The sequence below is a fragment of the Microbispora sp. CL1-1 genome, from assembly GCF_012034195.1.
Classification (GTDB): Bacteria; Actinomycetota; Actinomycetes; order Streptosporangiales; family Streptosporangiaceae; genus Microbispora.
In genome coordinates, this window is record NZ_JAATEK010000010.1 from 64,795 (window position 1) to 85,337 (window position 20,543).

At 71.9% G+C, this 20,543-nt stretch carries 19 protein-coding genes and 1 pseudogene; 10 read left to right on the forward strand and 10 right to left on the reverse strand.

The window, feature by feature from the left end:
* Window positions 1-101: 101 nt before the first annotated feature.
* Window positions 102-551 (reverse strand): hypothetical protein, encoded by a 450-nt coding sequence (locus HCK04_RS14790; protein WP_142647916.1) that lies wholly within the window; start codon window positions 549-551, stop codon window positions 102-104.
* Between the two features lie 163 nt (window positions 552-714).
* Here HCK04_RS14790 and HCK04_RS14795 point away from each other — a divergent pair, with 163 nt between their 5' ends.
* Complete coding sequence (locus HCK04_RS14795; RefSeq protein WP_260617266.1) at window positions 715-1,254, forward strand: hypothetical protein; 540 nt, start codon at window positions 715-717, stop codon at window positions 1,252-1,254.
* 618 nt (window positions 1,255-1,872) lie between these two features.
* Here the strand turns inward: HCK04_RS14795 and HCK04_RS14800 are convergent.
* From HCK04_RS14800 to HCK04_RS14835, 8 genes and pseudogenes are all read right to left on the reverse strand, one after another.
* Entirely contained in the window at window positions 1,873-3,228 is a 1,356-nt protein-coding gene (locus tag HCK04_RS14800; RefSeq protein WP_142647917.1) for a hypothetical protein, read from the reverse strand.
* A 97-nt stretch (window positions 3,229-3,325) separates the two neighbouring features.
* Window positions 3,326-5,917, reverse strand: a complete 2,592-nt coding sequence (clpB, locus tag HCK04_RS14805; RefSeq protein ID WP_142647918.1) for an ATP-dependent chaperone ClpB — start codon at window positions 5,915-5,917, stop codon at window positions 3,326-3,328.
* Window positions 5,918-6,000: 83 nt separating this feature from the next.
* A pseudogene (locus HCK04_RS14810) lies at window positions 6,001-6,288 on the reverse strand (helix-turn-helix transcriptional regulator); the annotation flags it as partial.
* A gap of 4 nt (window positions 6,289-6,292) precedes the next feature.
* Window positions 6,293-7,465: a molecular chaperone DnaJ gene (dnaJ, locus tag HCK04_RS14815; protein WP_142647919.1), complete on the reverse strand. Its 1,173-nt coding sequence runs from the start codon at window positions 7,463-7,465 to the stop codon at window positions 6,293-6,295.
* A 125-nt stretch (window positions 7,466-7,590) separates the two neighbouring features.
* The gene (gene grpE / locus HCK04_RS14820) at window positions 7,591-8,232 is read right to left on the reverse strand and encodes a nucleotide exchange factor GrpE (RefSeq protein WP_142647920.1); all 642 of its coding nucleotides are present in this window, start codon (window positions 8,230-8,232) and stop codon (window positions 7,591-7,593) included.
* Window positions 8,229-10,094: a molecular chaperone DnaK gene (dnaK, locus tag HCK04_RS14825; RefSeq protein WP_142647921.1), complete on the reverse strand. Its 1,866-nt coding sequence runs from the start codon at window positions 10,092-10,094 to the stop codon at window positions 8,229-8,231. The genes grpE and dnaK overlap by 4 nt, the downstream gene beginning before the upstream one ends.
* 148 nt (window positions 10,095-10,242) lie before the next feature.
* Window positions 10,243-10,719 carry a hypothetical protein gene (locus HCK04_RS14830; RefSeq protein WP_142647922.1) on the reverse strand — a complete coding sequence of 159 codons (477 nt, stop codon included), beginning with the start codon at window positions 10,717-10,719 and terminating at the stop codon, window positions 10,243-10,245.
* A 31-nt stretch (window positions 10,720-10,750) separates the two neighbouring features.
* Window positions 10,751-11,260, reverse strand: a complete 510-nt coding sequence (locus tag HCK04_RS14835) for a GNAT family N-acetyltransferase (RefSeq protein ID WP_142647923.1) — start codon at window positions 11,258-11,260, stop codon at window positions 10,751-10,753.
* Window positions 11,261-11,391: 131 nt separating this feature from the next.
* On the opposite strand from HCK04_RS14835, the gene HCK04_RS14840 reads away from it, so the two are divergent.
* The 3 genes from HCK04_RS14840 to HCK04_RS14850 are packed head-to-tail and all read left to right on the forward strand — an operon-like array spanning window position 11,392 to window position 13,027.
* Window positions 11,392-12,120, forward strand: a complete 729-nt coding sequence (locus HCK04_RS14840; RefSeq protein WP_240971434.1) for an ABC transporter ATP-binding protein — start codon at window positions 11,392-11,394, stop codon at window positions 12,118-12,120.
* Complete coding sequence (locus HCK04_RS14845) at window positions 12,117-12,296, forward strand: hypothetical protein (protein ID WP_142647924.1); 180 nt, start codon at window positions 12,117-12,119, stop codon at window positions 12,294-12,296. Before HCK04_RS14840 ends, HCK04_RS14845 begins: the two co-directional genes overlap by 4 nt.
* The gene (locus tag HCK04_RS14850; protein ID WP_142647925.1) at window positions 12,293-13,027 is read left to right on the forward strand and encodes an ABC transporter permease; all 735 of its coding nucleotides are present in this window, start codon (window positions 12,293-12,295) and stop codon (window positions 13,025-13,027) included. The genes HCK04_RS14845 and HCK04_RS14850 overlap by 4 nt, the downstream gene beginning before the upstream one ends.
* 106 nt (window positions 13,028-13,133) lie before the next feature.
* Here HCK04_RS14850 and HCK04_RS14855 read toward each other — a convergent pair whose 3' ends face one another.
* Window positions 13,134-14,078, reverse strand: a complete 945-nt coding sequence (locus tag HCK04_RS14855; RefSeq protein WP_142647926.1) for an AraC family transcriptional regulator — start codon at window positions 14,076-14,078, stop codon at window positions 13,134-13,136.
* A gap of 80 nt (window positions 14,079-14,158) precedes the next feature.
* Between HCK04_RS14855 and HCK04_RS14860 the strand changes: the two genes are divergently transcribed.
* The 6 genes from HCK04_RS14860 (at window position 14,159) to HCK04_RS14885 (ending at window position 20,515) form a co-directional block, all read left to right on the forward strand.
* On the forward strand, window positions 14,159-14,995 hold the full coding sequence (locus HCK04_RS14860; protein ID WP_142647927.1) for an NAD(P)H-binding protein: 837 nt from the start codon (window positions 14,159-14,161) through the stop codon (window positions 14,993-14,995).
* Between the two features lie 90 nt (window positions 14,996-15,085).
* On the forward strand, window positions 15,086-15,880 hold the full coding sequence (proC, locus tag HCK04_RS14865; RefSeq protein ID WP_142647928.1) for a pyrroline-5-carboxylate reductase: 795 nt from the start codon (window positions 15,086-15,088) through the stop codon (window positions 15,878-15,880).
* Between the two features lie 102 nt (window positions 15,881-15,982).
* The gene (locus HCK04_RS14870) at window positions 15,983-17,374 is read left to right on the forward strand and encodes an HlyD family efflux transporter periplasmic adaptor subunit (protein ID WP_142647929.1); all 1,392 of its coding nucleotides are present in this window, start codon (window positions 15,983-15,985) and stop codon (window positions 17,372-17,374) included.
* On the forward strand, window positions 17,371-18,099 hold the full coding sequence (locus tag HCK04_RS14875) for an ABC transporter ATP-binding protein (RefSeq protein WP_142647930.1): 729 nt from the start codon (window positions 17,371-17,373) through the stop codon (window positions 18,097-18,099). The genes HCK04_RS14870 and HCK04_RS14875 overlap by 4 nt, the downstream gene beginning before the upstream one ends.
* Window positions 18,100-18,109: 10 nt before the next feature.
* Window positions 18,110-19,294: an ABC transporter permease gene (locus HCK04_RS14880; protein WP_142647931.1), complete on the forward strand. Its 1,185-nt coding sequence runs from the start codon at window positions 18,110-18,112 to the stop codon at window positions 19,292-19,294.
* Window positions 19,295-19,351: 57 nt separating this feature from the next.
* Entirely contained in the window at window positions 19,352-20,515 is a 1,164-nt protein-coding gene (locus HCK04_RS14885) for an acetoin utilization protein AcuC (RefSeq protein ID WP_142647932.1), read from the forward strand.
* Window positions 20,516-20,543: the final 28 nt, after the last annotated feature.

A 20,543-nucleotide genomic window follows, 5' to 3' on the forward strand; every position in this document is an offset into this window, starting at 1 on the left:
GTCCAGGGGCCCCGGCCGGTTCGGTCACTGCGCCGGGTGGGTCATTGCGCGCTCCTTTCGCCTCGGTGACCATGGTGGGAGCATCAGGCGGGCGGAGCGGGTCACTCGTGGGGGCGGTGCGGACCATCCGGCGCGTGGGGACCGTCCGGCCCGTGGGGACCGTCGGGCGCGTGCGGGCCGTCCGGCGCATGCGGGCCGGGTATGGCGTGGGGGACGCCGATCGAGGGCCACAGCCCCGGCCCGGTGCCCTGGACGTAGGCGGTGTTCTGCCACGACCTGGTGCGGGTGCGCGGCGGTATCGACAGCTGCCGCGTGTCGTCCTCGTCCGCCAGGCGCGGCTGTTTCTTCCCGGCCGCGTCGTCGCGGCATCGCAGGCTCGCCGCCGGCTCGACTCTCAGCTCCATCATCTGCAGCTTCGCCTGCAGCCGGGCCAGTTCGGCGCGGGCCTGGTCGAGCGCCTCGTACTGGGCCGTGACGAAGCCGGCGAAACCCGGAACCAGGGCGGCGAGCACCGTTGTGGAGGCGAGAGTCAATATCACCCGCTTGGACATGCTGTAACGCTCCTCGCCGAGCTTCGGTTGGCACAGGCATGGAGCGATATGCCCGACTATCTGCCAGGAAAAGCGGATAGTAGTCAAACGTGTACTAATCGTTGCTTCGGCAATGCCTGGTGTTGTCCTGCGAAAACAGGCCGGGATCGGTAGCCTCGGCTCTGTGGCACATGTGACAAATGAGCAGGTGGACCGACTGCTCGAACAGGCTCTGCTGCTCGATGACCACGGTGCCCTCGCCCGCCGCCTCGACGCGCTGGCCCAGGGGTACGAGTCGGGAGAGATGTCCAGAGCGGCGATCCTTGTGCTCGCCGCGGAGGAGTGGCGCTCGGCCGGTCAGCTCGCCACCGCCCTCGACCGCTACCAGAGCGCTCTGGAGGACGGCGGGGAGGTGCCGGTGGACCCGCGGGCGGGAATCGCCGACACACTGTTCGAGCTCGACCGGCCCGAGGAGGCCAGGGCGGTGATCGCCGCCGTCAGGTCGGGGGACTGGAACCCGGCCACCGCGCTGACCATCGCCGAGACGCTCATGGCGTACGGCGATCTCGACGCGGCGCACGGGTGGGCCACCGACGGCATCCGCGCGTGCGGCGCGACGGGGTCGGGCATCCGCGACTCGCTGCTGCGCACCCGCTATCGCATCCGGGTCGATCTCGGCCTGCCCGAGGACGACCTCGACGCCCTTCTCGACGTCTCCCGCTGAGCCCTTCCGGCGCCCCGGCCATCGCTGCGGGCCGCCGGCGGTGACGAACGGCAGCCGGCGCGGCGCATGCACACTCAGCCATGTCCAGTTGGGGGCCATGTGCGAGCAATGCTCAGGACCTGTGGATCGGTTTCGGGAGGGTACGCGGAGGGCGTGTCCAAGTGGGGCCTTGTGCAGGTGGAGGCATGTGCAGCCGGCCAGGTGAAGCCGGGCGGGGCATGCGCGACCGGGACGTGCGCAGTGGAGGGCAGGCGAGGTCGGGGCATGTCCAGGTGGGGTGCATGTCCAGGTGGGGGGCATGTGCAGTCGGGCCACGTGAAGCCGGGCCACGTGAAGCCGGGCCATGTGTAGCCGGGCCATGTGTAGCCGGGCCACGTGTAGTCGGGCTCGTGCAGCAGGCATGGGAAAAGTGCAGCAGGCATGTGAAAAGGGGCCGTGCGTCACGGCCCCTTGGTCACGGCGTCTGCGGTCGCAGCGTCTTCGTTCTGGTGTTTTCGTTTCAGTGTCCGCGCTTGCGCGGTCTTCGGTCGCGCGGTCTTCGGTCGCGCGGACGTGGGTCGCGCGGACGAGGGTTGCGCTGCCGCGAGGCCGCCGTCCTTAAGCGTCGTACGGCGAGGGCTACGGCAGGAGCTTCTTGCCGGTCGTGGCGGCGAAGTCGGTCACCGCGTTCGTGCCCGTCACCTTGGCGAGGGCGGCCGGGGCGGTGATGTCACCGTTCGGCTGGTGCGACGCCGCCCTGGGGTACTCGCGCGGACGCAGCCGCGGCACGTGCCGGCCGTCCGCCAGGTCGGGCGCCACGCCCACGGCGGGCCCCCGTCCGCGCGCGGCGTCGTCGCGCTGACGCTTGTCCTTGGCCTTCTTGACGCGCTCGCCCTCGGCCAGGGCGGTGTTGCGCGTGCCGGGCATGGGCCGCCCGGCCTGACCCGCCTGGTTGGCGGCCTGGGCGGGAGCGGCGGCGCCCGGCTGCTTGCGGGGGTGGTGCGCCTTGCGGTGGCGGCGGTCCTTCACCGGGAAGGTCTTGGTGATCTGCTCCTGGCTCGAGGCGCCGCTCTGCGAGCTGGTGCTGTGGGACACGCCCTGGGGTGCGAGAGCGCCCTGGTTGCCCTGGTTGCGCCCCTCCGGCCGCTGACCCGGCTTCTGCGCTCCGGCCTTCTGCGCTCCGGCCTGCTGGGACCCGGGCTTCTGCGTGCCCGGCTGCTGTGTTCCCGGCTGCTGGGGCGCCGAGCCGCGGGAGTTCGCGCCCGCCTGCTGGTCCTGCGGCTTGGGATTGCGGTGGCTCTTCTTCGGGTGCCCCTGCGCGACGGGGTGCTCCCGCTCCCGGGCGGCCGGCGCGGTCCGCAGCGCCTGCTGCGCGCAGCCGTTCGCGGCGCTGGGCTTGGCGGGGGCGGTGGCGAGGAGGGGCACGGCGCTCCTGACCGGGAACAGGCTATTGGCGTCGGTCGCTGGCACGGCGGCCGCGCGGCGGTCGGCGACGGCCGCTGCGCCGGCCGCGGCGCCGTGCACCGGTGCGGTGACCGCCTTCGCGGGCGCCGAGAGGGTGGTGGCGTCGGTGGGAAGCGTCTTCGTGGCGCTCGCCGGTGCGGGCAGTGCCGCCGTGGCGCCGGTTGCCGTGTTCGGCAGCGTACGGGGGCCGGGCACGGCCGGCAGCGCCGCGGGCGCCGGGAGGGTGCGGGCGACCGTGGCGGAGCCGGTGGGGAGCGAGTTGTGTCCCTGCCCTGCCGCCGCCCCGGCCGCGTCGGCGATGCTCAGCACGCCCGCCGCCGGAAGGCTGGTCAGCCCGCTCGTGAGGTCGCGGCCGGTGACGTCATGGCCGGTGACGCCGCGTGCCGTCATGTTGTGGGCCTGGGCCCGGCAGGCGTCGGCGAGCGCGCCGTCCTTCGCCATCGCCGGGCCCCCGGCGAACCAGCTCACTCCGGCGGTGACCGCCGCGAGTGCGACGCACCGTCCTCGAATACTTCGTGATGTCCTGGACATCCACGTCCCCCTGATCGCGTACGGTAGTCCGACGAACGCCGAACGTAGCAGCGAGGGGATAGGGCGGGGCGCGCTTGCCTCAATGGTGGGAAAGACCTTACCGAGAGGGCCGGATCGTCAACGTGTCCCCTGCCTCGTCAAAGTCGACGATTACCTCGTCGCCGTCCCGGATGGCCCCCGACAGCAGCTCCTTGGCGAGCTTGTCGCCGATGGCCGTCTGGATCAGGCGGCGCAGCGGGCGCGCGCCGTACAACGGGTCGTAGCCGGTCAACGCGAGCCAGTCACGGGCGGCGGGGGTGACGGTCAGCGTCAGCCGCCGGTCGGACAGGCGCCGGGCGAGCCGGGCGACCTGCAGGTCCACGATCTGCGACAGCTCCTCGGTGCCGAGCGCGTCGAACACGATGATGTCGTCGAGCCGGTTGAGGAACTCGGGCTTGAACGACCCCCGCACCGCGTTCATCACCGCCTCGCGCTTGGCCGCGCTCTCCATCGTGGGGTCCACGAGGAACTGCGAGCCGATGTTCGAGGTGAGGATCAGGATCGTGTTGCGGAAGTCGACCGTACGGCCCTGCCCGTCGGTGAGCCGGCCGTCGTCGAGCACCTGCAGCAGGATGTCGAAGACCTCGGGATGAGCCTTCTCGACCTCGTCGAGCAGCACGACGGTGTAGGGCCTGCGGCGTACGGCCTCGGTGAGCTGGCCGCCCTCCTCGTAGCCGACATATCCGGGCGGCGCGCCGACCAGCCGGGCCACGCTGTGCTTCTCGCCGTACTCGCTCATGTCGATGCGGGTCATGGCCCGCTCGTCGTCGAACAGGAACTCGGCGAGCGCCTTGGCCAGCTCGGTCTTGCCGACGCCCGTGGGGCCGAGGAAGAGGAACGAGCCGGTCGGCCGATCGGGGTCGGAGATGCCGGCCCGGGCCCGCCGTACGGCGTCGGAGACGGCCTGGACGGCCTGCTGCTGGCCGATCAGGCGCTTGCCCAGCTCGTCTTCCATGCGCAGCAGCTTGGCGGTCTCGCCCTCCAGCAGCCGGCCCGCCGGGATGCCCGTCCACGAGGAGATGACCTCGGCGATGTCGTCGGGCCCGACCTCCTCCTTGACCATCGGCTCGGCCTCGGCCTCCACCTTCTCGGCCGCCTTGGTGGCCTCGGCGAGCTCCTTCTCCAGCCGCGGCACGTCGCCGTACATGAGCCGGGAGGCCGCCTCGAAGTCGCCGTCGCGCTGGGCCCGCTCGGCCGCGCTGCGCGCCTCGTCGAGCTGCTTTTTCAGCTCGCCGACCTTGTTGAGCCCGGCCTTCTCGTGCTCCCAGCGGCTGACCAGGGCGTTGAGGTCCTCCTGGCGGTTGGCCAGCTCCTCGCGGAGCTTCTCCAGGCGCTGCCGGCTGGCCTCGTCGGTCTCCTTGGCGAGCGCGAGCTCCTCCATCTTCAGCCGGTCGACGATCCGCTGGAGCTGGTCGATCTCCACCGGCCGCGAGTCGATCTCCATGCGCAGCCGCGACATCGACTCGTCGACCAGGTCGATGGCCTTGTCGGGCAGGAACCGCGCGGTGATGTAGCGGTCGGACAGCGTCGCGGCGGCGACCAGGGCGCTGTCGGAGATCTGCACCTGGTGGTGCGCCTCGTAGCGGCCCTTGAGCCCGCGCAGGATCGCGATCGTGTCCTCGACCGTCGGCTCGCCGACGTAGACCTGCTGGAACCGCCGCTCCAGCGCCGGGTCCTTCTCGATGCGCTCGCGATACTCGTCGAGCGTGGTGGCGCCGATCATGCGCAGCTCGCCGCGGGCCAGCATGGGCTTGAGCATGTTGCCGGCGTCCATCGCGCCCTCGGCGGCGCCCGCGCCGACCATCGTGTGCAGCTCGTCGATGAACGTGACGATCTGGCCGTCGCTCTCCTTGATCTCGTTGAGCACGGCCTTGAGGCGTTCCTCGAACTCACCGCGGTATTTCGCGCCCGCGACCATCGCGCCGAGGTCGAGCGCGACCAGGCGCTTGTTGCGCAGGCTTTCGGGCACGTCGCCCGCGACGATCCGCTGGGCGAGGCCCTCGACCACGGCGGTCTTGCCGACGCCGGGCTCGCCGATCAGCACGGGGTTGTTCTTGGTGCGGCGCGACAGCACCTGGACGACCCGGCGGATCTCGCTGTCGCGGCCGATCACCGGGTCGAGCTTGCCGGAACGCGCCCGCTCGGTGAGGTCGACGCCGTACTTCTCCAGCGCCTGGTAGGTGTCCTCCGGGGTCTCGCTGGTCACCCGCGCGTGCCCGCGGACCTTCTCGAACGCCTCCAGCAGCGCGTTGGGCGTGGCGCCCGCGGCCTTCAGCAGATCGGCGACCTGCCCGCCGTCGGTGGCGAGCCCGACGAGCAGGTGCTCGGTCGAGACGTACTCGTCTTCGAGCTGCTTGGCCCGCTGCGCCGCGGTGTTGAGCACGGTCAGCAGCTGACGAGAGCTGGACGGCGCGCTCACCGTGGAGCCCTGCGCCTTCGGCAGCCGGTCGAGCAGCTCCTCGGCCTGGGCGCGCAGGTGCCGCGGGTCCGCTCCGACGGCCTGCAGCAGCGACCCGGCGATGCCGCCGTTCTGCGCGAGCAGGGTCGTCAGCAGGTGGGCGGGCGCGACCTCGGGGTTGCCGTCGGCCGCGGCGCGCCGGACGGCCGCGGACAGGGCCTCCTGGCTCTTCTGGGTGAACTTGTAGTCCATATGTGAATGCCTCGTTTCGCCGGTCAGGCCGGTGGCAGTTCGTAGCGGACCAGTGCCCGCAGCATGGTGAGCTCACCCCTGAGCCGGGTGACCTCCTCGCGCAGGCGCATGTTCTCGGTTTCGAGTTCGAGGATGCGCTTGATGCCGGCGAGGTTGATGCCGTGCTCCTGGGAGAGCCGCTGGACCTCGCGCAGAAGCACGATGTCCCGTGTCGAGTACAGCCGTCCCCGCCCCGCCGTACGGCCGGGGCTCACGAGCCCGAGCCGGTCGTACTGGCGCAGCGTCTGCGGGTGCAGCCCCGACAGCTGGGCGGCTACGGAGATCACATAGACGGGGGTGTCATCGGAGATGTCGAAAAACCTGGCATCCATCGGCTCACTCGCTTCTGGCCTGCTTGATCAGCTCTTCGCGAAGGTCCTGGCCCTCTGTGGCGTTCCTGAACTCCTCAAGGGCCGCGCGGGCCTTGTCGTCGAGGTGCTGGGGCACCGTGACCTGGACGGTGACCAGCAGGTCGCCCTTCGTGCCGTCCTTGCGGGGGACCCCACGGCCGCGCACCCGGAACGTGCGCCCGTTGGGCGTTCCCTCCGGGATGCGCAGGGTCACCGGCATCCCCCGGAGCGTCGGCACCTTGATCTCGGCGCCGAGCGCGGCCTCGGGGAAGGTGACGGGGACCGTGACGGTCAGGTTCTCGCCGCTGCGCCCGAACACGGGGTGCGGTTTGACGTGGACCAGCACATAGAGATCGCCGGCCGGGCCGCCGTTCTCACCGGGCGCGCCCTTGCCCTTGATCCTGATGCGCTGGCCGTCGCCGACCCCGGCGGGGATGCGGGCCTGGATCGTACGGGTGCTCTTGCCGCGCCCGCTGCCCTCGCAGACGGGGCAGGGGTCGTCGACCACCAGGCCCCGGCCGCGGCAGTCGCGGCACGGCTCTGAGAAGGCGAAGTTGCCGAGGTTGCGGCTGGCCGCCCCGGTTCCCTCGCAGGTCGGGCACACCCGTGGCGTGGTGCCCGCCTTCGCCCCCGTGCCGCCGCAGGCGGTGCAGGCGGCCGAACTGGTGAGCCGGAGGGACACGGTGCTGCCGTCGACCGCCTCGCCGAAGGTCAGCGTCACCTCCGACTCGACGTCCTGGCCGCGCCGTGGCCGGGCAGTGGTCGTGCGCGTGCCCGCTCCGCCCCGGTTGAACAGCCCCCCGAACAGGTCCCCGATCCGGTCGCCCGACCCCGAGCCGCCGAACAGGTCGCCGAGGTCGAAGTTGAAGCCGCCGCCGGTGCCGCGCGGGCCCCCCGCTCCCGCGAAGCCGCCGACGCCCGACCCGAACAGCGTGCGCGCCTCGTCGTACTCCTTGCGCCGCTTGACGTCGGAGAGCACGTCGTAGGCCTCGGAGACCTCCTTGAACTTCTCCTCGGTCTCCTTGTTGCCCGGGTTGGCGTCGGGGTGGTACTTGCGGGCGAGCTTGCGGTACGCCTTCTTGATCTCGTCGGCGCTCGCGGTCTTGGGCACACCAAGGACGGCGTAGTAGTCCTTTTCCAAGTAGTCCTTGGTGCTCATCTATCGCTTCCTTCGCACGAAAGGGGAGTGAATCGGTGTTTCCGCGCAGGCCCCCGAGGGTGTCGTCACGGGCAGCCCTCGCGGGTCTCTCCCGATCTTCGCCGATCGGGAGAGACTCCGCGGTTTCAGTTCTCGTCCGGTTCGCCGGACTCGCCGGAGTCCGCCGCCGTCTCCTCCGGCGCCGCGGCCTCCTCGCTCGGCTCCGCGACGGCCACGCGGGCGGCGCGCAGGATCCGGTCGTTGATCCGGTAGCCCGGCTGGAGGATCTCGACGCACGTCGCCTCGGTCACCTCCGCCGAGTAGCTGTGCAGCAGGGCCTCGTGCACGGTCGGGTCGAAGGGGTCGCCCTTCGCGCCGTACGAGGTCAGGCCCAGCTTGGCGACGGCCGCCTCCAGCGACTCGCTCACCTTCGCGAACCCGCCGGTGAGCTCGCCGTGGTCGCGGGCGCGCCCGATGTCGTCGAGCACCGGCAGCAGCTCGGTGAGCACGCTCGCGACGGCCTGTTCCCTGACGGCGATCCGATCGCGTTCGACCCGCTTGCGGTAGTTGCTGAACTCCGCCTGGAGCCGCTGCAGGTCGGCGGTGCGCTCGGCGAGCAGGTCCGACGCGGACCCCTCGGCCGGCGCCGCCACCTGCGTGCCCTGGTCCGCGGGGGCGGCCTCGGGGGCCTCCCCGGCGGACTCGCGGGCCTTGCCGGTCTCCGGGTCGATCTTGCGGTTGTCGCGGATCACCGGCTCCTCCTCGGAGCCGTTCTCGCGCGGGCTCACTTGCGGCCGCCCTCCCGCTCGTCATCGACGATCTCGGCCTCGACCACGTCTTCGTCGGCCTTCGCCTGGGCGCCCTCGGCGTCCGCACCGGGCGCGGCGCCCTCGGCGCCGGCCTGCGACTGGGCGTAGATGGCCGAGCCCATCTTCTGGCTGACCGTGGCGAGCTTCTCGGCGGCGGTGCGGATGGCCGGGATGTCGGTGCCCTCCAGCGCCTTCTTCAGCTCGGCGAGCGAGTCGTTGACCTCGGTCTTGACGTCGGCCGGGACCTTCTCGTCGTTCTCGCGGAGGAACTTCTCCGTCTGGTAGGCCAGCGCGTCCGCGTTGTTGCGGACCTCGGCCTCCTCACGACGCCGCTTGTCCTCCTCGGCGTAGGACTCCGCCTCGCGCATCATGCGCTCGATGTCCTCCTTGCCGAGGGCCGAGCCGCCGGTGATGGTCATCGACTGCTCCTTGCCCGTGCCGAGGTCCTTTGCCGACACGTTCACGATGCCGTTCGCGTCGATGTCGAAGGTGACCTCGATCTGCGGGATGCCGCGCGGGGCCGGGGCGATGCCGGTCAGCTCGAAGGTGGCCAGCTTCTTGTTGTACGCCGCGATCTCGCGCTCGCCCTGGTAGACCTGGATCTGCACCGACGGCTGGTTGTCCTCGGCCGTGGTGAAGACCTCCGAGCGCTTGGTCGGGATCGTCGTGTTGCGCTCGATGATCTTGGTGAAGATCCCGCCCTTGGTCTCGATGCCCAGGCTGAGCGGGGTGACGTCGAGCAGCAGGACGTCCTTGACCTCACCCTTGAGGACACCGGCCTGGAGCGCGGCGCCGATGGCGACGACCTCGTCCGGGTTCACGCCCTTGTTGGGCTCCTTGCCGCCCGTCAGCTCCTTGACCAGCTCCGACACGGCCGGCATGCGGGTGGAACCGCCGACCAGGACCACGTGGGCGATGTCGGAGACCTTGATCCCCGCGTCCTTGATGACCTGGTGGAACGGGCCCTTGCAGCGCTCGAGCAGGTCGGCGGTGATCCGCTGGAACTCCGCCCGGGTCAGCTTCTCCTCCAGGTGCAGCGGGCCCTCGGAGGAGGCGGTGATGTAGGGCAGGTTGATCGTCGTCTCGGTCTGGGCCGACAGCTCGATCTTGGCCTTCTCGGCCGCCTCGCGCAGACGCTGGAGGGCCATCTTGTCCTTGGCCAGGTCGACGCCGTGCGCGTTCTTGAAACGGGTCACCAGCTCGTCGACGACCCGCTGGTCCCAGTCGTCGCCGCCGAGGTGGTTGTCACCGCTGGTGGCCTTGACCTCGACGAACCCGTGCCCGTCCTCCTGGCCGACGTCGAGCAGGGACACGTCGAAGGTGCCGCCGCCGAGGTCGAAGACCAGGATGGTCTGGTCCTTCTCCTTGTCGAGGCCGTAGGCCAGGGCCGCGGAGGTGGGCTCGTTGATGATGCGCAGCACGTTGAGGCCCGCGATCTGACCGGCCTCCTTGGTGGCCTGCCGCTGGGCGTCGTTGAAGTACGCCGGAACGGTGATCACCGCGTCGGTGATCTTCTCGCCCAGGTACGCCTCGGCGTCCTGCTTGAGCTTCTGCAGGACGAACGCGCTGATCTGCTGGGGCGTGAACTTCTTGCCGTCGATCTCGATCGACCAGTTCGTGCCCATGTGGCGCTTGACCGAGCGGATGGTCCTGTCGACGTTGGTCACCGCCTGCCGCTTGGCGACCTCGCCGACGAGAACCTCGCCGTTCTTCGCGAACGCGACCACGGACGGCGTGGTCCGCGAGCCCTGAGCGTTCGCGATGACCGTGGGCTCGCCGCCCTCGAGGATCGAGACGACGGAGTTGGTCGTCCCCAGGTCGATACCTACCGCACGTGCCATGAGTACGTCCTTGTAGTCAAAGTTGAGTCGGTCAGACTCAAATACTAGCCCCGCCGAGGGGTCTGTCAATCGTCTTGAGTCTATGTGGCTCAACCCTGGAGCGCGCGGATTTCATCCCGTGGCCGGGAACTCGTACGGTCTGTCCTCTCTACTTCGCGCCGTCCACGACCTTCCGGTCGCCGAGCGGGGCCTTGAGCTGCACTTTCGTGGTCTTGAGGATCGCGATCGCGATGCAGACGGCGTCGGGCGAGCGCCGGTCCTGTCCCTCGTACAGGGTGACGGTGACCTCGCGCGCGGTCTCGGTCACCTCGACGTGGTCGAGCACGTTGCAGGGCTCCACCCCGGACCACCACACGATGTCGAGGGCCCTGCCGTCGTCGGTGGGGGTGGCGCTCTCCCACGGCACCTTGCGCGGGTGCAGCGTGGGCCCGGCCGGGGCCACGGGAGACGGGGTGCCGCTCGGCGCGCCGGACGGCGCGGCAGGCGCGGCCGGCACGCTGACGGCCTGATCGGCATCGGTCCCGGTGGGAGAGCCGTCCGGCTGCTCGGGTGAGGCCGAGGTGGAGGAGGTCCCTCCGCAGGCGACCGCCAGGAACAGGAGGGCCACGAGCCAGAGCTTTCTCATGTCCCATACACGGCTGTGCGGAGCGACCGGTTCACCCTGTGGCCCGGCTGCGCCTCAGCACGTGGGTGACGCCTCCGTCGTCCTCGGTCACGTCCCGCACGTGCTCGAAGCCGATCCCGTTCAGCACGGCCAGCGAGGCGGTGTTCGGCGCCGCCACGGTGGCGTACACCTCGGTGAGCCCCAGGGTGTCGAAGCCGTAGGCGACGATCGCCCCGGCCAGTTCTCTCCCCAGGCCGAATCCCCACATGCCGGGGGCCAGGGCGTAGATGATCTCGTAGCCGTCCGCCACCTTCGCCGGCTTGATCTCGGCGTGCCCGGCGAAGCGGCCGTCCCGGCGCACGGCCCAGACGTCGAACAGCTCCTGGGCGTAGACCTTCGTGAAGATCCGCCCGAACAGGGCGCGGTAGTCCGCCTCGGGGGCGGGACCGTCGCCCATCCACCGCGACACCCGCCCGTCCAGGAACAGGGTGACGAAGTCGTCCTCGTCTTCGGGGACGTACGGCTCCAGCAGCAGGCGCTCGGTCCGCAGAGTCGGGGTCATGGGGCGTGAAGTTACCCATGCGGCGCACCCTCGGACAAATCGCTTTTCGCGGTCGGTGCGCGCCGCGGGGGCCGGAATGTCACCGCGATGGACGCATTGACGGCCCTTTGCCGCGGGTTTAAATTCATCACATGATGAATTTATCGGATCCCGCGATCGCCGTACGGGATCTGCGGGTGGTCAGGGGCGGGGCCGAGGTCCTGCACGGCCTGACCTTCGAGGTGCCGCGAGGGCAGGTCACCGGCCTGCTCGGGCCGAGCGGCTGCGGCAAGACGACGCTCATGCGGGCGATCGTGGGCGTCCAGGTCGTGTCCGGCGGCGAGGTGAGCGTGCTCGGCGAGCCGGCCGGGAGCGCGGGCCTGCGCCGCAGGATCGGCTACTCGACGCAGAGCCCGGCGGTCTACCGGGACCTGACCGTGCTGGAGAACCTGCGCTACTTCGCCGCCGTGCTCGGCGCGCCGAAGGACGACCCCGAGCGGGTGCTCGCGGAGGTGGGGCTCTCCGGGGCCGCCCACCAGCTCGCGTCCACGCTCTCGGGCGGTCAGCTGGGCCGCGCCGGGCTCGCCGTGGCCCTGCTCGGCCGTCCGGAGCTGCTCGTGCTCGACGAGCCGACGGTCGGGCTCGACCCCGTGCTGCGGCAGGAGCTGTGGACGCTCTTCAACCGCCTCGCGGAGGGCGGCACCACGATCCTGGTCTCCAGCCACGTCATGGACGAGGCCGCGCGGTGCGAGCGGCTGATCGTGCTGCGTGAGGGGAAGATCCTCGCCGACGACACCCCCGGCGCCCTGCGCGACCACACGCGTACGACCGACCTGGAGGAGGCGTTCCTGCGCCTGATCGAAGAGAGGGCGGCGGCATGAACGCGCTTCGCGAGCGAATCGACAGACGCGGCGTCCGGCGCGGCGGTCTCCTGCGCGCCTCCGGCACGGCCTCACCGCGCGCCTCCGGCACGGCCTCACCGCGCGCCTCCGGCACGACCTCCCTGCGCGCCTCCGGCACGACCTCACTCCGAGCCGAAGGCGAGGAGTCGGCATGAGCTTCGCGATCACTTTTGCCACCGCCAGGCGGATCATGACCCAGCTTCGCCACGACCGGCGGACGGTCGCGCTCATGGTCCTGGTGCCGACGCTGGTGATGATCCTGCTCTACTACGTGATGGACGACGAGCGCGCGTTCGGCCACTGGTCGCCGATTCTGCTGTGCGTCTTCCCCTTCCTGGTGATGTTCCTCATCACCTCGATCGGGACGCTGCGCGAGCGCACGTCGGGCACGCTTGAGCGGCTCATGGCGATGCCGCTCGGACGGCTCGACCTCCTCCTCGGCTATGGCCTCGCGTTCGGGCTGGCGGCGTGTGTCCAGGTGGCGCTGGCGCTGACCGTCTCCCTCACCTGGCTGGGCCTCGACCTGCCCGGCCCGCTGTGGCCGCTGGTGCTCGTGGCCCTGCTCAACGCCCTGCTCGGCACCGCGCTCGGCCTGCTGTGCAGCGCGTTCGCCCGCACGGAGTTCCAGGCCGTGCAGTTCATGCCGATCGTGATGATCCCCCAGATCCTGCTCGGCGGGATCCTCGTGCCGCGCGGGCAGATGGCGACCGTGCTGGAGTGGATCTCGAACGTCCTGCCCATGTCGTACGCGATCGAGGCGATGGCGCACGCGGTCGCGGACACCGATCCGAGCGGCGAGTTCTGGCGCGACGTCGTCGTGGTGGCGGGGTCGGCAGTGCTGGCACTGCTGCTCGGCGCCGCCACGCTGCGCCGCCGGACCTCCTGAGCGCAGCCCCTGGCCGAACCCCCTGGCCGAACCCCCTGGCCGAACCCCCTGGCCGAGTCCCCTGCGCGACCCCCTGCACGTCGGCCGTACGTCTCGGGAATCGGGCTCAACGCGCCCGGCGGCGCCAGGCCGAGGGGCTGACGCCGCGGGCGCGCTTGAACGCCACGCTGAAGGCGAACGCGTCCCCGTAGCCGACCTCGCGAGCCACGGCGGCGATGGTGGCGTCGGTGTCGCTGAGCAGATCGGCTCCCAGGGTCATCCGCCAGCCGGTGAGGTAGGCGAGCGGGGGCTCGCCCACCATGCTCCGGAAGCGCGCGGCGAAGGCGGCGCGCGACATGCCCACCCCCGCGGCCAGCTCGGCGACCGTCCACCGACGGGCGGGACGCTCGTGCAGCAGGCGCAGCGCCTCGCCGACGGCGGGATCGGCCAGCGCCCGGTGCCAGGAGGGGGCCGCGGCCCCCGGCCCGGCGCACCAGGCCCGCAACGCCAGCACGAGCACGAGGTCGAGCAGCCGGTGGAGGACGGCGTCCTGGCCGGGTTCGTCGGGGGCGACCTCGGCGGCGAGCAGGTCCAGGGCGGCCCGGGTGCTCGGCCCGGCCGGCACGACCGCCAGCGGCGGCAGCATGCCCAGCAGCCGGGCGCCTGCCTGACCACGCAGTTCGCAGGCGCCCCTGAGCATGATCGTGGCCCCGGGCAGGCCGTCGCCGTAGGTGCGCGGGCCGAGACTCCGCTGCGCCCCGGCCGCCGCCTCGCCGTCGCCGACGACGTGTTTCCTGCTCCCGTGGATCACGGCCTGCGGCGGGGTGGACGGATCGTCGGCGATCGTGTGCGGGTGGGCGCCGCCGATGAGGGCGATGTCACCCGGGGCCAGGCGCATCGGGGCGACGCCCGCGCCGTCGAGCCGCACCGACGCGTGGCCCCCGAGCGCGGCCACCACGGTGAGAGGCGGGGCGCCGGTGAAGGCCAGCGCCCATGGCGGCCGCTGGATCAACTGCCTGACCAGCGCGTTCCTGGCGTGAGCCCGATGGAGCAGGTCGCTCAGCACGTCCATGCCGTCACGCTAGACGCTGACAAAGAAATGAGGGACGTTCTCCCATGGATCGTCTCGGTGTTCCCCGGTTTCCTTGGGGCATGGAGAAGATCCTCGTAATCGGCGGCACCGGCAAGACCGGCCGCCGCGTCGTCCGGCGCCTGAAGGCCGCCGGTGTGCAGGCCTGTACGGCGTCCCGCACCGGCGGGGACGTCCCGTTCGATCTGGGCAGGCCGGAGACCTGGGCGCCCGCGCTCGACGGGGCCGCCGCCGTCTACATCGTCGAGCCCGACCTGCGGCCGGGCCTGGACCGCCGGGCGCGCGTCCCCGCTCTCGTCGCCGAGGCGGTGGCCGCCGGAGCTCGGCGGCTGGTGCTGCTGTCCGCCTACGGCGTGGGCGAGGCCGGTGACGATCACCCGCTGAAGTCCGCGGAGCGGGCCGTACGCGACTCGGGCGTCGGCTGGACCATCCTGCGGCCCGACTGGTTCGCGCAGAACTTCAGCGAGGCGTTCTGGCGGCAGGGCATCCTCGCCGGCGCCCTGGCCCTGCCCACCGGAGACGGGCGTACGCCGTTCGTGGACGCCGAGGACATCGCCGAGGTCGCCGCGGCGGCGCTGACCGACGAGCGGCACAGCGGCCGGATCTATCACCTCACCGGCCCGCGGGCCGTCTCCTTCGGAGAGGCGGCCGATCTCATCGGCAGTGCCACGGGGCGCACGATCCGGCACGTCGACGTCGCCCCCGAGACCTTCGTGGAACGCCAGGTCGCGAACGGCGTCCCGCCCGAGGCCGCGCGGCTGCTCACCGGTCTCCTCGTGGACATCCGCGACGGGCAGGGCGCCGCCCCCTCCGACGGCGTGGAGCAGGCCCTCGGCAGGCCGCCCCGGCGGTTCGAGGACTACGTCGCCGAGACCGCCGCCGCGGGCCACTGGAACTGACCCTCCGGGCCGGCCCATCGCGTTCGGCTCCGTACGGCAGGGTCGGTAAGCTGCGGGGAGATCCCGGCGAAGCCCAGAAGAGGTGCAGGAATGATCGCGATTCTCGGGACAGGAAAGATGGGCGAGGCCCTGCTCTCCGGGCTCGTACGCGCAGGTCTGGGGCCCGACGAGATCGTGGCGACGGCCCGCAGGCCCGAGCGGGCCGAGGCGCTGCGCGAGCGCTATGGCGTCCGGGTCGCGGGCAACGCAGAGGCGGCCAAGCTGGCCGACACGCTGATCCTCGCGGTCAAGCCGCAGGACATGAACGCGCTGCTGACCGAGATCTCCCCGTATGTGGCCGCCGATCGGCTGGTGATCTCGGTGGCCGCCGGCATCACGACCGCGTTCGTGGAGGCGCGGCTCGCGGACGGCGTGGCGGTCGTCCGCGTCATGTCCAACACGCCCGTCCTGGTGGACGAGGCCATGAGCGTCATCTCGGCCGGGGCGCACGCCTCCGAGGAGCACCTGAAGCGCACCGAGGAGCTGCTCAGCCCGGTGGGGAAGGTGCTGCGCATCCCCGAGTCGCAGCAGGACGCCGCCACCGCGCTGTCCGGCAGCGGTCCGGCGTACTTCTTCTACCTGGTCGAGGCCATGGTCGACGCCGGGATCCTGCTGGGCATGCCGCGCGCCGCGGCCCTCGACATGGTCACCCAGTCGATCGTCGGCGCAGCGATCATGCTGCGCGACTCCGGGGAGCACCCGGTGATCCTGCGCGAGGCCGTGACGTCGCCCGGAGGCACCACGATCTCCGCCATCGCCGAGCTGGAGCGCCACAAGGTGCGGGCCGCGTTCCTCGACGCGATCGAGGCGGCCTGCGAGCGCAGCCGCCGTCTCGCCGCCGGCTGACGCGGCGTCCGGTTCGCGAGCGGCTGTGCCGGTTGCCGCAGTTTGCCCTGTGACGACCGGCATTCCCGGGACGGAAGATGACCACCGCTTTACGATTGGCGCGTGACGTGTCGTCGCGTGGTCGTCCCGCTCATCGCCGTCCTGCTCGCCGCCGGGTGCACGTCGTCCGAACCGCAGAAGGCCGCCGTGGCCGAGGTCACGAGGACCACCGTCAGCGAGGTCGTCGAGGCCCCCGCGACGGTGGGCGCGCGTGCGACGGCCACCCTGACCGCCCCCGCGTCCGGCACGATCGCCCGCCTGTACGTCCAGGACGGCGACACGGTGAAGAAGGGCCAGGTCCTCGCCAGGATCAGCTCTCCTCAGGCGAAGCAGCAGCTCTCGGCCGCGCGTGAGGCAGACCGGCAGGCCGCCAAGCCCGTCTCCTTCGGCGGCGGCGCCCCGGTGAGCGTACGGCTGCCGAGCCTGCGGCTGCCGAGCTCGCTCGACGCACACGTCGCCCGGTCGTTCGCCCAGGCCAGGAAGGCGGCAAAATCGATCGGCGACCGCGGGGCCAGGGCCCGGCTGCTGGCCGCCATCGACACCGCCGAGAAGCGGCAGCGGGCCCAGCGGCGGGCGCTCGGCGAGGTGCTCGACGGGCTCACCCGGGCGATCGGCCAGAGCCTGTCGCAGGTCAGCGGCCAGATGAGCGCCGGGATCAGCGGGCTGAGCGCGTCGATGGCGTCGCTGCGGGCCGCGTCGAGGTCGCAGACCAAGGCGGCCGTGCGCGCGGCCGAGCAGACCGTGGACGCCCTGGTCGTCAGGGCGCCGTTCGGCGGCGTGGTCACCCTGGGCGGGGCGTCCTCCACCGGGGGCGCGGCCGGTCTCGGCGCGCTGGTCTCACAGCTGCCCGCCGGTCTGGCGGGCCAGGCGGGTGCGGCCGCGGCCGCACCCGCGGGCCGTTCCGGCGGGACGATCGCCACCGGTGTCCCGGTGGCCGCCGGAGACCCGATCGTCACCGTGACCGACGTGTCGGTGCTCACGTTGTCGGCCGACGTGGACGAGACCGACGTGCTGCTCGTGCGCGAGGGCACCCCGGCCGACGTCGAGTTCGACGCGGTGACCGGCGCGACCTACATCGCCACCGTGACGGGCGTGGGGGTCACCCCCAAGGAGGGCGCGACCGGCGGGGTCAGCTATCCCGTACGGCTGCGCCTGGGCCGGGGCGCCTACGACGACGGCGGCGCGGCCCCCGCGCCCAAGCCGGGGATGAGCGCCGTGGTGCGGCTGACCGTACGCCGCTCGGAGAACACCACGGCCGTGCCCGCGTCGGCGATCGTGACGAGCGGCCGGGAGTCGATCGTGTGGGCGGTGCGCGACGGCAGAGCCGAGCGGCGGGTCGTCCGGCTGGGCGCGCAGGGCGACGCGGTCGTGGAGATCCTCAGCGGGGTGTCTCCCGGTGAGCGGGTGGTGGTCAAGGGCGCCGACGCCGTACGCCCCGGCCAGACGCTGTCGTGAACCACGACGAGCGCGCCGGCGCACCGGCGGAGCCGGGGGCGGCCGGGGCGCCGGCGTTCGAGGCGGTCGGCCTCACCCGCTCCTACCGGCTGGACGGCGGCGTGCAGGTCGACGCACTGCGCGGTGTGGACCTGCGCATCGGGCAGGGGGAGTTCGCGGCGATCGTGGGCCCGTCGGGCTCGGGCAAGTCCACGCTCATGCACCTGCTCGGCTGCCTCGACCGGCCGACCTCGGGCACGCTGCGGGTGAACGGCGTGGACGTCGCGACGCTCGACGACGCCCGGCTGGCCGATCTGCGCAACCGCGCGATCGGCTTCGTGTTCCAGTCGTTCCACCTTCTGCCCCGCACGTCCGCCCTCGACAACGTGGCGCTGCCGCTGGTCTACCGGGGCGTGCCCCGCGCCGTACGCAGGGAGCGGGCCAGGGCGGCGCTTGAGGCGGTCGGGCTCGGCCACCGGCTCACCCACCGGCCGTCGCAGATGTCCGGCGGCGAGCAGCAGCGGGTGGCGATCGCCCGGGCGCTGGTGGGCGATCCCCGGGTGCTGCTGGCCGACGAGCCCACGGGCAACCTCGACACCCGCAACGGCGAGGAGGTGATGGGCCTGCTCGAACGGCTCAACGAGGGCGGCGTCGCCGTCGTCCTCGTCACCCACGACGCCGACGTCGCGGCCCGGGCCCGCCGCCAGATCCACGTACGCGACGGCCGGATCGAGCGCGACACATGAGGGCGGCGTCATGAGGACGGCCGAGGCGCTGCGGATGGCGGTGGAGGCGCTGCGGGTCAACCGGCTGCGCAGCATGCTGACCATGCTCGGCGTGATCATCGGCGTGCTGTCGGTCGTGATCCTCGTCGCCATCGGCACCGGGGCCAAGAACGCCGTCGAGAAGGAGATCGCGGGGCTCGGCAGCAACATCATCCTCGTGGTCCCCGGACAGGTGGGGCTCGGCGCGGCCCCCACCCAGAGCCGCCTCGACCTGTCGGACGTCGCGTACGTGCGCCGCGTGGTCGGCGACCCCTCGAAGGTGACGGTCGCGGTGAACTCCGGCGAGCCGGTGCGGGTGGGCCGCGTGGAGGTGTTCGCCACGCTCACCGGCACCGACGAGAACATGCCGCACGTCTTCGACCGGCCGCTGCGCCGGGGCCGCTATCTGACCGAGACCGACGTGGACACCCGGCGGCGCGTGGTGATCCTCGGCTCGGAGGTCGCGGCCAAGCTGTTCGGGGACGTCGATCCGATCGGCCGCCAGGTCACGATCGCCGGGGTGCGGTTCCGGGTGATCGGGGTCTACGAGACCGTCGGATCCACGTTCGGGGTCGCGCGGGACCAGGAGGTGCATCTGCCGGTCACCACCGCCCAGCGGCTGATCGGGCTGCCGAGGATCAACGGCATCGCCATCGGCGCCTCCGGCCCGGACGAGATCGAGCCGCTGCGGCAGCGGGTCGTGGCCGCCCTCGCCTCCCGCTATCCGGGCGAGACGTTCTCGGCCGTCACCCAGACCCAGCTCCTCGGCACGATCGGCACGGTCCTCGGCATGCTGACCGGCGTGCTGGCCGCCATCGCGGGCATCTCGCTGCTGGTCGGCGGCGTCGGGGTGTCCAACATCATGCTGGTGAGCGTCAGGGAGCGCACCAAGGAGATCGGCCTGCGCAAGGCGCTCGGCGCCCGGGGCCGCGACATCCTCGGCCAGTTCCTGATCGAGGCCGTGCTGCTGACCACGATCGGCGGGGTGATCGGCATCCTGGGCGGGGTCGGCGGCGCGCTGCTGATCCAGGCGGTCTCGCCGGTGCCCGCGTCGATCACCTGGTGGTCGATCGTGCTCGCCTTCGGGGTCTCCGCGGCCGTGGGCGTCTTCTTCGGTGTGGCCCCCGCCCGGCGGGCCGCCCGGCTCGATCCCGTCGTGGCCCTGCGTACGGACTGAGCGGGCGTGTGATGCCCGCCTGGACGCCGGTGACGGCATGTGCGATAGCGTCGCGGCATGAGTCAGGCGGTGCGGGTCGTCTGGGACGACGCTCTGGTTTCGTACGACTTCGGGCCCGGCCATCCGCTCGCGCCCGTGCGCGTGGAGCTCACCATGGCGCTCGCCCGCGACCTGGGCGTGCTGGACGGCACCGAGACGACCGGGTGCGTCCCCGCCACCGAGGACGAGATCGCGCTGGTGCACAACCGCGACTACATCGAGGCGGTCAAGAACGTCTCCAAGGACGGCCGCCCCGACCTGCGCTACGGGATCGGCACCGAGGACAACCCCGCCTTCGTGGGCGTCCACGAGGCGTCCGCCCTGGTCACCGGCGCGACGCTGGCCGCCGCCAGGTTGGTGTGGACCGGCGAGGCCGAGCACGCGGTCAACATCGCGGGCGGCCTGCACCACGCCATGCCCGGCGCCGCCAGCGGCTTCTGCGTCTACAACGACCCGGCCGTCGCCATCGCGTGGCTGCTGTCGCAGGGCGCGACGAGGATCGCGTACGTGGACGTGGACGTGCACCACGGCGACGGCGTGCAGGCGGCGTTCTACGACGATCCGCGGGTGCTCACGATCAGCCTGCACGAGAGCCCGCGCACGCTGTTTCCCGGCACCGGCTTCCCGCAGGAGACCGGCGCGGCAGGCACCGCGGTCAACGTGGCGCTGCCGGCCGGGTGCGGCGACGCCGGGTGGCTGCGCGCCTTCCACGCGGTGGTCCCGCCGCTGCTGCACGCCTTCGCGCCGCAGATCCTGGTCACCCAGCAGGGCTGCGACAGCCACGCCCTCGACCCGCTGGCCCATCTCATGCTGAGCGTGGACGGGCAGCGCACGGCGTACGCCGCGCTGCACCGGCTGGCCCACGAGACCGCCGGTGGCCGCTGGATCGCGGTGGGCGGCGGGGGATACGAGCTGGTCCAGGTCGTGCCGCGGGCGTGGACGCACCTGATGGCCGAGGCGCTGGGGCGGCCCGTGGAGCCGTCGACCGCCACACCGGAGACCTGGCGGACGTACGTGCGGGAGCGCACCGGGGAGCTGGCGCCCCTGACCATGACCGACGGGCGTCACCCGCAATGGCGCGACATTTCGGAAGGGTACGATCCAGCCGACGCCATCGACCGGGCCGTCATCGCCACCAGGAAGGCGGTGTTCCCCTTCCACGGCCTGGACCCCATGCCCTGAGCAGTATGGAATCATGCCGAGCCGAGGA

What these genes read in the sequence shown, in the direction of transcription:
- HCK04_RS14790 (WP_142647916.1), bottom strand. Translation starts at nt 551, where the DNA reads ATGTCCAAGCGGGTGATATTGACTCTCGCCTCCACAACGGTGCTCGCC.
- HCK04_RS14800 (WP_142647917.1), bottom strand. Translation starts at nt 3,228, where the DNA reads ATGTCCAGGACATCACGAAGTATTCGAGGACGGTGCGTCGCACTCGCG.
- clpB (WP_142647918.1), bottom strand. Translation starts at nt 5,917, where the DNA reads ATGGACTACAAGTTCACCCAGAAGAGCCAGGAGGCCCTGTCCGCGGCC.
- dnaJ (WP_142647919.1), bottom strand. Translation starts at nt 7,465, where the DNA reads ATGAGCACCAAGGACTACTTGGAAAAGGACTACTACGCCGTCCTTGGT.
- dnaK (WP_142647921.1), bottom strand. Translation starts at nt 10,094, where the DNA reads ATGGCACGTGCGGTAGGTATCGACCTGGGGACGACCAACTCCGTCGTC.
- HCK04_RS14830 (WP_142647922.1), bottom strand. Translation starts at nt 10,719, where the DNA reads ATGAGAAAGCTCTGGCTCGTGGCCCTCCTGTTCCTGGCGGTCGCCTGC.
- HCK04_RS14835 (WP_142647923.1), bottom strand. Translation starts at nt 11,260, where the DNA reads ATGACCCCGACTCTGCGGACCGAGCGCCTGCTGCTGGAGCCGTACGTC.
- HCK04_RS14840 (WP_240971434.1), top strand. Translation starts at nt 11,392, where the DNA reads ATGATGAATTTATCGGATCCCGCGATCGCCGTACGGGATCTGCGGGTG.
- HCK04_RS14845 (WP_142647924.1), top strand. Translation starts at nt 12,117, where the DNA reads ATGAACGCGCTTCGCGAGCGAATCGACAGACGCGGCGTCCGGCGCGGC.
- HCK04_RS14850 (WP_142647925.1), top strand. Translation starts at nt 12,293, where the DNA reads ATGAGCTTCGCGATCACTTTTGCCACCGCCAGGCGGATCATGACCCAG.
- HCK04_RS14855 (WP_142647926.1), bottom strand. Translation starts at nt 14,078, where the DNA reads ATGGACGTGCTGAGCGACCTGCTCCATCGGGCTCACGCCAGGAACGCG.
- HCK04_RS14860 (WP_142647927.1), top strand. Translation starts at nt 14,159, where the DNA reads ATGGAGAAGATCCTCGTAATCGGCGGCACCGGCAAGACCGGCCGCCGC.
- proC (WP_142647928.1), top strand. Translation starts at nt 15,086, where the DNA reads ATGATCGCGATTCTCGGGACAGGAAAGATGGGCGAGGCCCTGCTCTCC.
- HCK04_RS14880 (WP_142647931.1), top strand. Translation starts at nt 18,110, where the DNA reads ATGAGGACGGCCGAGGCGCTGCGGATGGCGGTGGAGGCGCTGCGGGTC.
- HCK04_RS14885 (WP_142647932.1), top strand. Translation starts at nt 19,352, where the DNA reads ATGAGTCAGGCGGTGCGGGTCGTCTGGGACGACGCTCTGGTTTCGTAC.